This window comes from Brucella anthropi (genome assembly GCF_046630315.1).
Taxonomy (GTDB): domain Bacteria; phylum Pseudomonadota; class Alphaproteobacteria; order Rhizobiales; family Rhizobiaceae; genus Brucella; species Brucella anthropi_A.
Window position 1 is genome coordinate 146,286 of record NZ_LQBD01000033.1, and the last position, 15,995, is coordinate 162,280.

Here is a 15,995-nt window from a genome sequence, read left to right on the forward strand (position 1 = left end):
TATGTTTGCTTTGGGCCAAAATGGGGGCATAAACTTCGGTCTTGGCGAGGAGATCGAAGCCCTTCGAGATAGTGTGCGTCGTTTCGCCGAAAGCCGCATTGCGCCGCTGGCCGCCGAAACCGACCGCAACAATCAATTTCCCATGCATCTGTGGCGTGAACTGGGTGAGCTTGGCGTGCTTGGCATCACCGCGCCGGAAGACTATGGCGGTGCTGGCATGGGCTACCTTGCCCATTGCGTGGCGATGGAAGAAATCAGCCGCGCTTCCGCCTCCATCGGCCTCAGCTACGGCGCCCATTCCAATCTCTGCGTCAACCAGATCAAGCGCAACGGTTCGCCCGACCAATGCGCGAAATATCTGCCGAAACTCATTTCCGGCGAGCATGTCGGCGCGCTGGCCATGTCGGAGCCGGGCGCGGGTTCCGATGTCGTTTCGATGAAGCTTGCCGCCGAAAAGCGCGGTGATCGCTATATTCTCAACGGCAACAAGATGTGGATCACCAACGGCCCGGATGCCGATGTGCTGGTGGTCTATGCCAAGACCGATCCGTCTGCGGGGTCGCGCGGGATCAGCGCCTTCATCGTCGAAAAAACCTTCAAGGGATTTTCGACCGCACAAAAACTCGACAAGCTCGGCATGCGCGGCTCCAACACCTGCGAACTGGTGTTTCAGGATTGCGAAGTGCCAGCCGAAAACCTGCTCGGAACCGAGGGCAAGGGCGTCAATGTGCTGATGTCCGGGCTTGATTATGAGCGGGTGGTGCTGGCTGGCGGGCCACTCGGCATCATGGCGGCGTGCCTTGATGTCGTGGTGCCCTATGTGCATGAGCGCAGGCAGTTCGACCAGCCGATCGGCGAGTTCCAGCTCATGCAGGGCAAGCTCGCCGACATGTATGTGACCTTCAACGCTTCGCGCGCCTACACCTATGCGGTGGCAGCGGCCTGCGACCGGGGCGAGACGACGCGCAAGGATGCGGCGGGCTGCATTCTCTATACGGCGGAAAACGCCACCCAGATGGCCTTGCAGGCGATCCAGGCGCTGGGCGGCAATGGTTATATCAACGATTATCCGACAGGCCGTCTTTTGCGTGATGCCAAGCTTTATGAAATCGGCGCGGGCACGTCGGAAATCCGGCGCATGCTGATCGGACGGGAACTCTTTCAGGAGACCCGTTGATGGCGGTCCTGAAATCGGAAATCTCGACGCGCAGCGCCAGCTTCGGGGCCAACCGCAAGGCGATGCTGGCGGCAATCGATGTGGTGGCGGAAGCCGCTCGCCTTGCCATTGACGGCGGCGGGGAAAAGGCGCGCGAGCGTCATGTCGCACGCGGAAAACTGCTGCCGCGCGAGCGCGTGGCGCAATTGCTCGATCCGGGCTCGCCGTTTCTGGAAGTGGGGCTGACGGCGGCGCATGGCATGTATGGCGGGGCAGCGCCTTCGGCTGGCATCATCACCGGCATCGGGCGCGTATCGGGCCGCGACTGCATGATCGTCTGCAACGATGCGACGGTGAAGGGCGGCACCTATTATCCGGTCACGGTGAAAAAGCACTTGCGCGCACAGGAAATCGCGGGCGAAAACCGCCTGCCCTGCATCTATCTGGTCGATTCCGGCGGCGCGAACCTGCCCAATCAGGATGAGGTGTTCCCGGACCGCGACCATTTCGGGCGCATCTTTTACAATCAGGCGCAGATGTCGGCGGCGGGCATTCCGCAGGTCGCCGTGGTCATGGGGTCGTGCACGGCAGGCGGCGCTTACGTGCCGGCCATGAGCGACGAAACGGTGATCGTGCGGGGCCAGGGCACGATCTTTCTGGCGGGTCCCCCTTTGGTCAAGGCCGCAACCGGCGAAGTGGTGAGCGCGGAGGATCTCGGCGGCGGCGATGTGCACACGCGGCTTTCGGGCGTCGCCGATCATCTGGCGAATGACGACGCCCATGCCTTGCAGATCGCGCGCGCGATTGCCTCCAATCTCAACAGCGAGAAGCGCACGTTCATTCCAAGGGGCGACGGCGCTGCCCCGCTTTACGACCCGGAAGAAATTCTGGGCGTCGTTTCCGCCGATACGCGCATTCCCTATGATGTGCGCGAGGTGATCGCGCGGCTGGTGGACGGCTCGGATTTCGATGAGTTCAAGGCGCGCTACGGCACAACTTTGGTCTGCGGTTTTGCCAGCGTCTACGGCATGCCGGTCGGCATCATCGCCAATAATGGCGTGCTGTTTTCGGAAGCGGCCACCAAGGGCGCGCATTTCATCGAGCTTTGCTGCCAGCGCAATATTCCGCTGGTGTTTTTGCAAAATATCACCGGCTTCATGGTGGGGCGCAAATATGAGGCCGAGGGCATCGCCAAGCACGGCGCCAAGCTGGTGACGGCGGTGGCAACCGCCAATGTGCCGAAGCTCACCATGCTGATCGGCGCATCCTATGGCGCGGGCAATTACGGCATGGCCGGGCGGGCCTATTCGCCGCGCTTCCTGTGGACCTGGCCGAACAGCCGCATCGCGGTGATGGGCGGCGAGCAGGCGGCAGGCGTGCTGGCAACCGTCAAGCGTGACGGGATCGAGCGCACCGGCGGCACATGGTCGGCGGAAGAGGAAGCGGAATTCAAGCGCCCGACGCTCGAAATGTTCGAGCGCCAGAGCCACCCGCTTTATGCATCTGCAAGGCTGTGGGATGACGGTATCGTCGATCCGCGCAAGAGCCGCGAAGTGCTTGGCCTGTCGCTTTCCGCCACGCTGAATGCGCCGGTCGAGCCGACGCGTTTTGGCATCTTCAGGATGTAGGAAGACAATCAGATGTTTCAGAAAATACTGATTGCCAATCGCGGAGAAATCGCCTGCCGGGTCATCCGCACGGCGCGTAAGCTCGGCATTGCCACGGTCGCGATCTATTCCGATGCGGATGCACGGGCGCTGCATGTGGAGATGGCCGACGAGGCGGTGCGTGTCGGCCCTGCCATTTCGGCGCAAAGCTATCTGAATGTCGATGCGATCATCAAGGCCGCGAAGGAAACCGGCGCGGAGGCCATCCATCCGGGCTATGGGTTTCTCTCCGAAAATGCAGGCTTTGTGGATGCGGTCGAGGCCGCGGGACTTGTCTTCATCGGCCCATCGGCCAAGGCCATTCGCGCCATGGGGCTGAAGGATGCCGCCAAGGCGCTGATGGAAAAGGCAGGCGTGCCTGTCGTGCCGGGCTATCACGGCGACAATCAGGATGGCGCCTTTCTCAAAAGCGAGGCCGACCGGATCACCTATCCGGTACTCATCAAGGCGCGCGCGGGCGGCGGCGGCAAGGGCATGCGCCGTGTCGATAGCGCCGCCGATTTTGCGGCGGCACTGGACAGCGCGCGGCGCGAGGCGGAAGCCTCGTTTGGCGATGGCGCGGTGCTGGTCGAAAAATACATGGCGAAGCCGCGCCATATCGAGGTGCAGGTTTTTGGCGACAAGCTCGGCAATGCGGTGCATCTTTTCGAGCGCGATTGCTCGCTGCAACGCCGCCATCAAAAGGTGATCGAGGAAGCGCCTGCCCCCGGCATGACGCCGGAAATGCGCGCCGCCATGGGTGAGGCGGCGGTGAAGGCGGCGCTGGCCATTGGCTATTGCGGCGCGGGCACGGTGGAGTTCATCGCCGATGTGTCGGAGGGCTTGCGGCCCGACCGCTTCTTCTTCATGGAAATGAACACGCGCCTGCAAGTGGAGCATCCGGTGACGGAAGCCATCACCGGGCTTGATCTGGTCGAATGGCAATTGCGCGTGGCGTCGGGTGAGGCGCTGCCGAAGCGCCAGGACGAGCTTGCCATCAACGGCTGGGCGTTTGAGGCGCGGCTTTATGCGGAAGACCCGGCGCGGGATTTTTTGCCCGCGACCGGCAAGCTTGCGCTCTTTGCCCCGCCTGAAAATGCGCGCGTCGATTCCGGCGTTCGCACCGGCGACACGATCACGCCGTTCTACGATCCGATGATCGCCAAGATCATCACCCATGGGGCCACGCGCGACGAGGCGCTGAACCGGCTCGATGCGGCGCTTGGCAAGACCCGCATTGCCGGTCTTGTCACCAATCGCCAGTTCCTGTCGGCGCTCTGCAATCTCGATGCTTTCCGCACCGGCGATGTCGATACCGGGCTGATCGGACGCGAGACGGCAGCGCTTTTCACCGAAAAGCAGCCTTCGGATATCGCCTTTGCGCTGGCCGCGCTTGGTGCGCTCGATCTCCTGAATGCGCCTGAAACAGGCGACCCATGGTCTGGCCTGCGCGGGTTCCGCCTGTGGGGCGAGGCATCGCGCTCGGTTTTGCTCGATCATCACGGCGAGCGTCACGCGATAAACCTCGCGGCCAGGGGCGATAGGCATTTCGGCTTTGCTTTCGGTGCCATCGAAATTCGTGAGCACAAGAACGGTCTCGTCCGTTTTGCCATCGAGGGCCGCGTGTCGGAAGCATCGGTCCTGCGCATAGGGCACGATGTAACCGTGCAATTCGATGGCCGCGACACCATATTCCATCATGTGCAGGCGATTGGTGCGGAGGAGGATGCGTCCAGCGAAAGCCGCATCCTGTCGCCGATGCCGGGACTGGTGAGGCTGGTTTCCGTGGTCGAAGGTGCGAGCGTCGCCAAGGGCGATCCGCTGGTGACGATGGAAGCCATGAAGATGGAACTATCACTGACTGCGCCGCGCGACGGCAAGGTCGCATCCGTAACCGTTACGGCGGGCGATCAGGTCAGTGAAGGTGCATTGCTGGTCGAGCTGGAGGAGCAACATGGCTGAACACGTTGAAATCGTCGAAATGGCAGCGCGTGACGGCCTGCAAAACGAAAAGCGTTTTGTGCCAACCGCCGACAAGATTGCGCTGATCGACCGCCTGTCGGATTGCGGCTATTCGCGCATCGAGGCAACGAGTTTCGTCAGCCCCAAATGGGTGCCGCAACTGGCGGATAGCCGGGAAGTCATGGCCGGGATCAGGCGTGCCGATGGCGTGCGTTACTCGGCTCTGGTGCCCAACATGAAGGGCTATGATGCGGCGGCAGCAGCCAATGTTGATGAAATCGCGGTTTTCATTTCCGCTTCCGAAGGCTTTTCCAAAGCCAATATCAATTGCACGATCGCGGAAAGCATCGAGCGCCTGTCTCCCGTCATCGGTGCCGCGATCAATGACGGCCTGGCCATTCGCGGCTATGTGAGCTGCGTGGTCGAATGCCCCTATGACGGGCCGGTGGAACCGCAGGCGGTTGCCGATGTGACCGAGCAACTCTTCTCGCTCGGCTGTCACGAGGTGAGCCTTGGCGACACGATCGGGCGCGGCACGCCGGACAAGATTGCGGCCATGCTCGACGCCGTGCTGGCCATCGCCCCGGCGCACAGCCTTGCCGGCCATTATCACGACACGGGAGGGCGGGCGCTCGACAATATCCGCGTCAGTCTGGAAAAAGGCCTGCGGGTGTTCGACGCTTCGGTCGGCGGTCTTGGCGGCTGTCCCTTCGCGCCGGGCGCCAAGGGCAATGTGGACACGGTGCTGGTCGCCGAAATGCTGCATGATCTTGGTTTCGAAACCGGTCTCGATCTGGACAGGCTTCGGTCGGCGGCCTTGTTTGCTGAGGCGCTGCGGCAGGATAAAGCCGCATGAAGGCGTTCGAGACGATCCGAATTTCCATTGATGAGCGCGGCGTGGCCACGCTGACGCTCAACCGGCCCGAACAGCACAATGCATTGTCCGGCCGGATGATCGATGAACTGACGACGGCGACGCTGCATCTGGCGGACAATGAAGCCGTGCGCCTCGTGATCCTGACCGGCGCAGGTGCGAGCTTTTGCGCGGGCGGCGACCTTGGCTGGATGCGCGAACAGGTGAACGCCACCCGCACCCGGCGCATCGAGGAGGCGCGCAAGCTGGCCCTCATGCTGAAAGCATTGCGCGACCTGCCGAAACCGCTGATCGGGCGCATCAACGGGCAGGCCTATGGCGGCGGCGTCGGCCTCATCAGCGTGTGCGATGCGGCGATCAGCGTTTCCGGCGCGCGCTTCGGGCTGACGGAGACGAAGCTCGGCCTGATACCGGCCACCATCAGCCCCTATGTGGTGGCGCGCATCGGTGAGGCCAATGCGCTGCGCACATTCACATCCGCCCGCCTTTTCGATGCCGAGGAAGGGCGGCGCATCGGCCTCCTGCATGAGGTGGTCGAGGCCGAAAGGCTCGATGCGGCGCTGGAGGCGGAGATAAAGCCTTACTTTTCCACCGCGCCCGCAGCGGTTGCCGCCGCCAAGCGGCTGGTCCATGCGCTGGGCGCGCCGATAGACGAGGCGGTGATCGACATGACGCTCACCCGCCTTGCCGATACATGGGAGACACCGGAGGCCGCAGAGGGAATCGCGGCCTTTTTTGCGAAGAAATCACCATCATGGAAGGGAGGGAACTAAGACTTTGGGAGGAGCCGATTTTCGTTGTAGTTGCGGGTACTTGGCGCTTGCAATCGAAAGCCGGAAATGCATTCTTATTACATCATGAAAGCGCGCTCCCGTTCCGGAGCATGATTCCGAAAGGGCGGATGCAGTTTCGGATAATATTATGGCTCTGGCCTCTTTGAGGCGGCGGTGCGCTTTTGGATTGACCCTTTGAGATCATGCGATGAACAAAAGGGAGGGCCCGGCAATTCGGCAGCGCTGATGCGCTGAGATTTGACCGGCAAGGGTTGTCTCGGGGCCGTCGGAGGACGCCGCCCCACCAAAGGAGAAAAAGAATGAACCTGAAACTTCTGTCCAGCGTGGCTTTTGCCGCTAGCATCGGCTTTGCCAGCGCCGCTTATGCAGACATCACCATCGGCGTGGTTGCACCGCTGACGGGCCCGGTTGCCGCTTTCGGCGATCAGGTGAAAAAGGGCGCGGAAACCGCCGTGGAAGTCATCAACAAGGCTGGCGGCATCAAGGGCGAGAAAGTCGTCCTGAAATTTGCCGATGATGCGGGCGAACCGAAGCAGGGCGTTTCGGCTGCCAACCAGATCGTTGGCGACGGCATCAAGTTCGTCGTTGGCCCGGTCACGACTGGTGTTGCCATCCCCGTTTCCGACGTTTTCTCGGAAAACGGCGTCCTGATGGTCACGCCGACCGCCACCGGCCCGGACCTGACCGCGCGCGGCCTGGAAAACGTGTTCCGCACCTGCGGCCGCGACGACCAGCAGGCCGAGGTCATGGCCGATTACGTCCTCAAGAACTTCAAGGACAAGAAGGTTGCCGTGATCCACGACAAGGGCGCTTACGGCAAGGGCCTGGCCGATGCTTTCAAGGCCGCGCTCAACAAGGGCGGCGTCACGGAAGTCCATTATGATTCGGTCACGCCGGGCGACAAGGACTTTTCCGCGCTCGTCACCAAGCTGAAGGCAGCCGGTGCCGACATCGTCTATTTCGGCGGCTACCATGCCGAAGGCGGCCTGCTGTCGCGTCAGCTGCATGATGCAGGACTGCAGGCTCTGGTGCTTGGCGGCGAAGGCCTCTCCAACACCGAGTATTGGGCAATCGGCGGCACCAATGCTGAAGGAACGCTCTTCACCAATGCCAAGGACGCCACCAAGAACCCGGCTTCCAAGGATGCCATCGAAGCGCTGAAGGCCAAGAACATTCCGGCTGAAGCCTTCACCATGAACGCCTATGCTGCCGTGGAAGTCATCAAGGCCGGCATCGAGCGCGCCGGTTCGGCTGACGATTCCGCTGCGGTTGCCAAGGCGCTGCATGACGGCAAGCCGATCGAAACGGCTATCGGCACGCTGACCTATGGCGAAAGCGGCGACCTCAGCTCGCCGAGCTTCGACATCTTCAAGTGGAATGACGGCAAGATCGTCGGCCTCGAATAAGATCGTCGTGATCTTACGATAGAAAAACGCCGGGGTTTGTTCCCGGCGTTTTGCGTTTATGGCGTGGGAACCTGTTGGGAGCCGGTATAGCCGAGTTCCGCCGCTATGGCTTCGAACGTTTTTTCCATCGCGTAGGTGGGGCTCAAGGGAAAACCGAAATGGCCATAGGCGATGGACATTTGCCGCTGTGCCTGGCTTTCGCTCCCCTTGGCGATCGCCGCGATGTAGAGCGCTGCGGCAAGGCCGGTGCGGTCGGCGCCGGATTTGCAATGGATGAGAACCGGCTTTGGCACATTCCGCATCAGGGCGATGAGTTGTCTGGTCTGCGCCGGGCTTAGCTGCTGCCGCGACGACATTTCGAAATCCACATGGTTGATGCCGAGCGCCTTTGAGGCTGCAATCTCGTCGTCATACCATTTCGAGCCGGGTTCGTCCCCGCGCAGATTGATGATGGTCTTGATGCCGTAAAGCTTCTGGAGCGAGGCGATGCGCGCTGGATCGGGCTGGTTGGAGCGGTAGGCTTCTCCGGTGACGATGGTATGGACATTCCCCTTATATTGCAGCGTGTAGAGATAGCCGCCCATGACGCTTGCGCCGATCAGCAGCAGAAGTCCGGTGAGCCGGAGGCAAGTGAAGGACCAATCGACATATTTCCGAAAAAACGACATAAGGGCCTCATTCGAACGCACGTAAATAATAAAATATATCTTTTTGAAAATTTCTTCTTGGATTTCGCGGAAAATATACTAAGATTTGGACTTAATATTGTCGGAAAGAAGAAAACATTTCATTTTTCTGTTTAAGTTATTTATGGAATCTCCTGCGGGTGCGTGTAGGAGGGTTTTTGGAAGCAAGCATCTGCGTCGGTTTCTGGTATCGGTAAATTGCGTTGGTTTTTCGCGGCTTAAGCTTCGGTTAACCATGACTGTTTAATCTACGACCATAAGCTGGGGCAGTTAGCGGAGCAGGTTTATGCAGCGCTACAGATTTGACGATAAACGAATTCTGATCGAGGCGATTGTTGAGCTACTCAACCGAGGCGTGGAGCCTGACGACCTTGATCTCGTGCTAAGCCGGATCGGTCCGGTTGATCTTGATTTGATGCGGCAATGCCTGATCGAGGTGTGGAATTACAACCATCCCGAACAGGTCCAGACGCCGATGGCGGCCTGACGGCAGTTCTGCGGCGCGGCAGCTGCCCGGCCGGATTGCCGATGGTTGAAACGACCGCTGAACCGCCGGGTGGGGCGCCGCCGGGACTGAATATGGGCGTTCGTCTGCGGGAGCAGACTGGCGCGGAAGGTTTGAGCGTGGATGGCGCATTCACGCGAGGATACGGCAGTTTCAGGCAACGGTTTGTGGGCCGGAATTGTCGGGGCAGGGCCGGGTTGAACCGGTTTTGGAGCAATCTGGCTTCTGCCCGCAATGTCATATTGCCGAGACGTAGAAGGGGCATACTCAGCTACGTGTCGGGAATTCACCTGAGGAAGCGACCACGGATGTACTGGCGCAACTTAAGTGAAGGCGGAAGGTCGGGTTCAGCCCGGCCTTTTTCGTTTTCGGGAGTTTTCCGCGCAAAGTTGCGCTGGAGTTCTGTTTGCCCGGCGCGGCAAATGCCGTATGAAATGATCCGGAAGCCTTTTTTCAGTGACGGAAACCGCTCATGATACGCCACATCGTTCTCATCAGGTTCCGCCCTGATCTTGATGCCGCTGAAATCGCGGAAAAGCTGGAGGGCGTTCTGGCCCTCAAGGACAGGATCGGCGGCATCCTGTCCATCACGGCGGGCGAAAACAACAGCCCGGAACATCTGGAAAAAGGGTTCCGGCACGGTTTTGTGGTCGATTTCGCGGATGGCGCGGCGCGCGACGCCTATCTTCCGCATCCCGAACACGTGAAGGTCGGCAAAAGCCTCGTCGAAGCGGCGGAAGGCGGCATCGAGGGCATACTGGTTTTCGACTACGCGCTCCGGGACTGACGCCCGTTCCCGGCCAGCGGGATGATGCAGCCTAACACTACAGTTGCAAATTCGTCAGGCCGTGGCGAAAAGAGTAATTTTCGAGTACCGGAGCGCAGCGTACTTAAAGGTACGTGAGCACCGGAACGCAGACAAATTGCTCTTTGCAGCCCGGCATCACGAAGAATGCAACTGTAGTGCTAAAGGACCAGCCCGCCGACCCCCATGCGGGCAAGATCGTCGGCGGAAAGCGCAATCCCCGCCATCAGGCGATCCAGCACCCGATCGAGGCTGTTTTCGCGGGCGCTGCGCGCCGAACCGGGGGCGGCGACGATATACTTGCCGTCATGCCGGCCCAGAACCAGCAGATTGCCGGGATCGACCGGCATGCCGATGCGCAGGATTTTCCCGCCCGCACGACGGATCGACTGCGGCACGATATCGGCCGCATCGGCAACCGCGGATGCGCTGAAAATCACGATAATGTCGCAGGCCGGGCTTACCGCTGCGATTGCCGCGGCAAGCGCGGCCTGATCGTGCGCGACGCGCTTTTCCAGAACGAGCGCGCCGCCATTCCGGAGGGCGCGCTTTTCCATCAGTTCGCGGGTCTTTTCCAGCACCGTCTCGCGGATCGAGGGAAGGCGGGACTGGATCAGTCCGATCCGCGCGCCGGTGAAGGGATGGACGTGAAGCGCCGGCCGCGCATCAAGGGCAATTTCCCGCAAAAGGGTCTGCGGCACGGCAAAAGGAATGATCTTCACGGTGGCGACCATCTGCCCGGCTTCCACCCGCACATGATCGCGCAGCGTCGCGACGGAAATGCGCGCATCATGCGCATTGATCGCGTCGATACGGCTGACATCGGCGCAAAACACGCCGCTGTGCCGCGCATGCAGGTTGACCCGTCCGGTTGTGGCCGTCCCGATTTCCACTGCGGCGGATGCGAGCCCGCGCCCGACCGTGAGCGCGGCCTCATCCTCGCCGACATCGCCCTTTTCCAGCCGCGCGGCCAGAACCGAGCCTATGCCTGCCTCGCGCAACAAGGCGAGGTTGGGCGCATCGAGAACCGTGCCCTTGCGCAAGGTCAGCGCGCCCGCCGTCGTTGCATAACCCAGAATTGCCCCTTCAGCCTCATCGAGCGGCATGTCGGCAAATATCATTCCTGTCCCCCAATTTCCGCGCGGTCTTTCAATAAGCATAGATGGCGGGGAAGATAAACCGTCCAGGCGCGCCCGGCTGTTGGGTCTTCCGGAAAAAGGCCGGGCAAGGATCGGGCGGCGCCGGCACCGCCGTTTCACAGTTTTTGGGCCGCACATAATTTGCGGTAGAATTGGTAAAATCCCATCACGATCCCGTTTATTCCTGCAACAGGCGGTGGTTTTCATCTTGCAAACTCCATGCTTTGGGCTTATTCGCTCCGCCGTGGCCGACAATCGGCGCCCTGTTGAGGCATGTCGCCCGCATCCGCGAGCGGGCCGAACGGCCGGTGAAAATGCCGGGTTTCGGGCGCGACATTACGATCCAGCACATTTTTCGTCAGACGCGTGACAAACGGCATTATTCGTTATAACGGTACTTTTGGAAATTTCAGAATTTACCGAAAACTAGGAAATGATGAATGCGCCGGAATTGACGGTCTGTGCGCAGGATGGAAAGACAAATGAAAAACGGCACCCCCCGGACGATCGTTTCGTTCGCCGTCTTGGTCTTCTCTGCGTTTCTCGCAGGTTGCCAGAACCAGGTCCTGCTGTCCCCGAAAGGGGAAGTCGGCATGGCGGAACGCGATCTTATCCTTTTTGCGACTGGCATCATGCTGCTCGTCGTGGTTCCCGTCATCTTCATGACGCTTTACTTCGCCTGGAAGTACCGCGCCTCGAATGAGAAGGCGGATTACCAGCCCGACTGGCATCACTCGACCAAGATCGAGCTTGCCGTCTGGCTCATCCCGATGGCGATCATTGTCGTTCTCGGCACGGTCACGTGGATCAGCACCCACAAGCTCGATCCCTATCGCCCGCTGGAATCGAACGCGAAGCCGATCAATGTCGAAGTCGTGGCGCTCGACTGGAAATGGCTGTTCATCTATCCCGACCAGGGCATCGCCACCGTCAATGAAATGGCCATGCCGGTCGATGTGCCGGTCAATTTCAAGCTGACCTCCAGCAACATCATGAACTCCTTCTTCATCCCGCAGCTCGGCAGCCAGGTCTATACCATGCCCAGCATGCAGACGAAGCTGCACCTGATCGCCAATCATGAAGGCGAGTTCGCCGGCATCTCCGCCAATTACAGCGGTCAGGGTTTTGCCCAGATGCGCTTCAAGGCGCATGCCTACAATCAGGCCGACTTCGACAAGTGGGTTGCCGATGTGAAGGCCAAGGCCAATGGCGAGGAGCTGAACCGCGCCCGTTACGCATCGCTGGTCCAGCCGAGCGAAAAGGTTCCGCCGCAATATTTCGCCTTCAACGACCAGACGCTGTTCCACAACATCGTGAACCGCTGCTGGGACGGCAAGTCCGTCTGCCTCGACGATGAAATGCATCGCCAGCAGATGATCCGCGAAGCGCGCGCCAATCTGCGCAAGTCTTCGCCCGTCGATTTCAGCCAGTGGGCGAGCGACATCATCTGCGCCGTCCAGCCGCAGCGCCTTTCGCAGCTCGAAAACTGATGTGACGACCGGTCCGTGACCTCGCATGAGGTCGCGGCCATTCGCCTTCACCCCTTGTTTCACGCGGTTCCGGAAAGAGGGCGCTTCTGCGCCATCCCGGAATTGCTCCAATCGAAGCGTGATAAAAATGTTCGGAAAACTTACGCTCGAAGCGATACCCTATCACGAGCCAATCATCATGGTCACTTTGGCCGCGGTGGCTGGCGGGGCGCTCGCTATTCTGGCAGCCATTACCTATTATCGCAAATGGGCCCCGCTCTGGAACGACTGGCTTACGTCGGTCGACCACAAGCGCATCGGCGTCATGTACATCATTCTGGCGCTCGTGATGCTGTTCCGCGGCTTCTCGGATGCCGTCATGATGCGCGCCCAGCAGGCGATTGCCTCCGGCGCCAATGAGGGCTTCCTGCCGCCGCACCATTACGACCAGATCTTCACCGCCCATGGCGTGATCATGATCTTCTTCGTGGCGATGCCCTTCATCGTCGGCCTGATGAACTTCGCCGTGCCGCTTCAGATCGGCGCGCGCGACGTGGCTTTCCCCTACCTCAATTCGCTCAGCTTCTGGCTGACGGTTGCCGGTGCGATCCTCATCAACATCTCGCTCGGTGTCGGCGAATTCGCCAAGACCGGCTGGCTGGCCTATCCGCCGCTGTCGGGCAAGGAATTCAGCCCGGATGTCGGGGTGGATTACTATATCTGGGCCTTGCAGATTTCCGGCATGGGCACGCTGCTTTCGGGCGTCAACCTCATCACCACCATCATCAAGATGCGCGCGCCCGGCATGGGCATGATGCAGGTTCCGGTCTTCACCTGGACCGCGCTCTGCTCCAACGTGCTGATCGTCGCCGCCTTCCCGATCCTCACCGTCACGCTGGCGCTTTTGTCGCTCGACCGTTATCTGGATTTCCACTTCTTCACCAATGATGCCGGTGGCAATCCGATGATGTATGTGAACCTCATCTGGATCTGGGGCCACCCGGAAGTCTACATTCTGGTGCTGCCGTGCTTCGGCATCTTCTCGGAAATCGTGGCGACCTTCTCCGGCAAGCGCCTGTTCGGCTACACCTCTATGGTCTATGCCACCGTCGCCATCACCATCCTGTCGTTCCTGGTCTGGGTCCACCACTTCTTCACCATGGGCGGCGGCGCCAATGTCAACGCCTTCTTCGGCGTGGCGACCATGATCATTTCCATCCCGACCGGGGCCAAGGTCTTCAACTGGCTCTTCACCATGTATAAGGGCCGCGTTCGCATGGAAACGCCGGTCATGTGGACCATCGGCTTCATGTGCACCTTCGTCATCGGCGGCATGACGGGCGTTCTGCTCGCCGTTCCGCCGGCGGATTTCGTGCTGCACAATTCGGTGTTTCTGATCGCCCACTTCCACAATGTCATCATCTCGGGCGTCCTGTTCGGCTGCTTTGCCGGTCTGGTCTACTGGTGGCCGAAGGCCTTCGGCTTCAAGCTCAACGAGCGCCTGGGCAAGAACGCATTCTGGTGCTGGCTGGTCGGCTTCATGCTCGCCTTCATGCCGCTCTACGTGCTGGGCCTGATGGGCATGACGCGCCGTCTCAACCACACCGAAAATCCGGCATGGCACATCTATCTCATCATCGCCGCCATCGGCGTGGCCGTCATCCTTTGCGGCATCGTGTTCCAGGTTCTGCAGATTGCGGTTTCGATCCGCGACCGCGAAAAGCTGCGCGACACCAATGGCGACAGCTGGGGCACGGGCCGCACGCTGGAATGGTCGCTGGCTTCGCCGCCTGCCTTCTACAACTTCGCCGAAGTTCCGCATGTGCGCGATCATGACAGCTGGTGGGACATGAAGCAGAACGGCTATGTCCGCCGCACCGAAAAGTTCGCGCGCATCCACATGCCGAAGAACACCGGCACCGGCTTCATCATCGGCATGCTGAACATTCCGCTCGGCTTTGCCCTGGTGTGGCACATCTGGTGGCTGGCAATCGCCTCCGCCGTGGCTGTGCTGGCCGTCGCCATCGCTCACTCCTTCAATAATGACAGGGACTATTACGTCTCGGCCGAAGAGGTGCAGGAAGTCGAAGACCTCCGTACCCGGCAACTGACTGCTCAGGAGGCCTGATTCCGATGAGCGCAAGCATTTCTACCGCCGCTCCGTTCACGGGCGGAAACGAGCACCCCGCGCATGAGGACCATCACGATGCAGGGTCGACCACGCTGGTCGGCTTCTGGATCTACCTGATGAGCGACTGCGTCCTGTTCTCGGGGCTTTTTGCAACCTATGCCGTTCTGGCGCATCAGTTCGCGGGCGGCCCGACCGGCCGTGAACTGTTCGATCTCAACTTCGTTCTGATCGAAACCATGCTGCTCTTGGTGTCGTCGCTGACCTATGGTCTGGCCACGCTTTCCATGTTCAGGAAGAACCGCGCTGGCCTCCTGTTCTGGCTCGGCGTGACCTTCCTGCTCGGCGCCGGCTTCCTCGCGATGGAAGTCTATGAATTCAACCATCTGATCCATGAAGGCGCGGGTCCCGGCCGCAGTGCGTTCCTCTCCGCCTTCTTCGCGCTGGTGGGAACCCACGGTCTTCACATCACGTCCGGCCTCATCTGGATCCTGGTGCTTTCCGCCCAGCTTCTGCGCGACGGCCTGACGGAAAAGAACCAGACGCGCGTGATGTGCCTCAGCCTCTTCTGGCACTTCCTGGACATCATCTGGATCGGCGTCTTTACTCTTGTCTATCTGCTGGGTGTACTGTGATGAGCTCTGCACATGAAACACACGACCACGGCGCAAGCCACGGCAGCCTGAAGTCCTATCTGATCGGCTTCGTGCTTGCGGTTGTCCTCACCGTCGTTCCGTTCATGCTGGCCATGAACGGCTACTTCACGCCTGCCACGACCGCCGCCGTCGTTCTCGGCATCGCTGTCGTCCAGATCCTGGTGCATCTGGTTTATTTCCTGCACCTCGATCCGAAGTCGGAAGGCGGCTGGAACATTCTGGCGCTCATCTTCACGGTCATCATCCTGGCTATCGTGCTTGCCGGCTCCATCTGGGTCATGCATCACCTCGATACCAACATGATGCCGATGTACATGTCGCCGGAAGACGTGCGCAATCTGCCTTAAAGCGCACCCCGAAAAGTGCGAAGCGGTTTTCGGAAAGGATGCGCGTTAATGCGAACAGTTGGAGCGCCGATCTCATTCAATCGGATGGAAACGCGCTCTGATGGGGCCTGCCGGAAGTTTCCCTGTGGCAATGCTGCGGGGATGCATCCATGGGCCCCACAACCCGATTGGCCAGACGGCCCGTGATCGCGGCTTTATCCTCCCCTCTCTCCCCCAAAGCCGCGTGGCGCCCCGGTTTCCTCCGGGGCGCCTTTCTTTTGGATAATCTGTAAACTTTTAATCAATTTGCTGTAATCGCCGCGTTACCCGGTGTAAATATAAGATGATCATCGTTAATATCAAAGTGTAGAAAATAATAATATACGCCCTAAATTTACCATTATTGAATCTGTTGTTTGTCTTGCGCCGGATAATGGCGTAGC

Annotated in this window: 14 protein-coding genes; 12 read left to right on the plus strand and 2 right to left on the minus strand. The window is 60.1% G+C overall.

Annotation, left to right across the window (positions count from 1 at the left end):
- The first annotated feature begins 1 nt into the window (after position 1).
- The 6 genes from AVM02_RS14430 to AVM02_RS14455 all read left to right on the plus strand — a co-directional run bounded on the left by AVM02_RS14430 (position 2) and on the right by AVM02_RS14455 (position 7,838).
- A complete protein-coding gene (locus AVM02_RS14430; protein WP_411507608.1) occupies positions 2–1,177 on the plus strand; it encodes an isovaleryl-CoA dehydrogenase in 1,176 nt (391 codons plus the stop codon).
- Positions 1,177–2,784 (plus strand): carboxyl transferase domain-containing protein, encoded by a 1,608-nt coding sequence (locus AVM02_RS14435; protein WP_411507609.1) that lies wholly within the window; start codon positions 1,177–1,179, stop codon positions 2,782–2,784. The genes AVM02_RS14430 and AVM02_RS14435 overlap by 1 nt, the downstream gene beginning before the upstream one ends.
- Positions 2,785–2,796: 12 nt before the next feature.
- Positions 2,797–4,764, plus strand: a complete 1,968-nt coding sequence (locus AVM02_RS14440) for an acetyl/propionyl/methylcrotonyl-CoA carboxylase subunit alpha (RefSeq protein WP_411507610.1) — start codon at positions 2,797–2,799, stop codon at positions 4,762–4,764.
- The gene (locus AVM02_RS14445) at positions 4,757–5,620 is read left to right on the plus strand and encodes a hydroxymethylglutaryl-CoA lyase (protein WP_411507611.1); all 864 of its coding nucleotides are present in this window, start codon (positions 4,757–4,759) and stop codon (positions 5,618–5,620) included. Before AVM02_RS14440 ends, AVM02_RS14445 begins: the two co-directional genes overlap by 8 nt.
- Positions 5,617–6,411, plus strand: a complete 795-nt coding sequence (locus AVM02_RS14450) for a crotonase/enoyl-CoA hydratase family protein (RefSeq protein ID WP_411507612.1) — start codon at positions 5,617–5,619, stop codon at positions 6,409–6,411. The genes AVM02_RS14445 and AVM02_RS14450 overlap by 4 nt, the downstream gene beginning before the upstream one ends.
- A 320-nt stretch (positions 6,412–6,731) precedes the next feature.
- Positions 6,732–7,838 carry an ABC transporter substrate-binding protein gene (locus AVM02_RS14455; RefSeq protein ID WP_411507613.1) on the plus strand — a complete coding sequence of 369 codons (1,107 nt, stop codon included), beginning with the start codon at positions 6,732–6,734 and terminating at the stop codon, positions 7,836–7,838.
- Between the two features lie 56 nt (positions 7,839–7,894).
- Here AVM02_RS14455 and AVM02_RS14460 read toward each other — a convergent pair whose 3' ends face one another.
- The gene (locus AVM02_RS14460; RefSeq protein ID WP_411507614.1) at positions 7,895–8,506 is read right to left on the minus strand and encodes a tyrosine-protein phosphatase; all 612 of its coding nucleotides are present in this window, start codon (positions 8,504–8,506) and stop codon (positions 7,895–7,897) included.
- Positions 8,507–8,810: 304 nt separating this feature from the next.
- Here AVM02_RS14460 and AVM02_RS14465 point away from each other — a divergent pair, with 304 nt between their 5' ends.
- Complete coding sequence (locus AVM02_RS14465) at positions 8,811–9,011, plus strand: hypothetical protein (RefSeq protein WP_411507615.1); 201 nt, start codon at positions 8,811–8,813, stop codon at positions 9,009–9,011.
- A 490-nt stretch (positions 9,012–9,501) separates the two neighbouring features.
- A complete protein-coding gene (locus AVM02_RS14470; RefSeq protein WP_411507616.1) occupies positions 9,502–9,816 on the plus strand; it encodes a Dabb family protein in 315 nt (104 codons plus the stop codon).
- A gap of 179 nt (positions 9,817–9,995) precedes the next feature.
- On the opposite strand, the gene AVM02_RS14475 is transcribed toward AVM02_RS14470, so the two are convergent.
- Positions 9,996–10,955: a molybdopterin-binding protein gene (locus AVM02_RS14475; protein WP_411507617.1), complete on the minus strand. Its 960-nt coding sequence runs from the start codon at positions 10,953–10,955 to the stop codon at positions 9,996–9,998.
- A 500-nt stretch (positions 10,956–11,455) separates the two neighbouring features.
- On the opposite strand from AVM02_RS14475, the gene cyoA reads away from it, so the two are divergent.
- The 4 genes from cyoA (at position 11,456) to AVM02_RS14495 (ending at position 15,573) form a co-directional block, all read left to right on the plus strand.
- Positions 11,456–12,463 carry a ubiquinol oxidase subunit II gene (gene cyoA, locus AVM02_RS14480; RefSeq protein WP_411507618.1) on the plus strand — a complete coding sequence of 336 codons (1,008 nt, stop codon included), beginning with the start codon at positions 11,456–11,458 and terminating at the stop codon, positions 12,461–12,463.
- Between the two features lie 127 nt (positions 12,464–12,590).
- Positions 12,591–14,570, plus strand: a complete 1,980-nt coding sequence (cyoB, locus tag AVM02_RS14485) for a cytochrome o ubiquinol oxidase subunit I (protein ID WP_411507619.1) — start codon at positions 12,591–12,593, stop codon at positions 14,568–14,570.
- 5 nt (positions 14,571–14,575) lie between these two features.
- Positions 14,576–15,205, plus strand: coding sequence for a cytochrome o ubiquinol oxidase subunit III (gene cyoC, locus AVM02_RS14490; protein ID WP_411507620.1), 630 nt, complete (start codon positions 14,576–14,578; stop codon positions 15,203–15,205).
- Complete coding sequence (locus AVM02_RS14495; RefSeq protein WP_411507621.1) at positions 15,205–15,573, plus strand: cytochrome o ubiquinol oxidase subunit IV; 369 nt, start codon at positions 15,205–15,207, stop codon at positions 15,571–15,573. Before cyoC ends, AVM02_RS14495 begins: the two co-directional genes overlap by 1 nt.
- Positions 15,574–15,995: the final 422 nt, after the last annotated feature.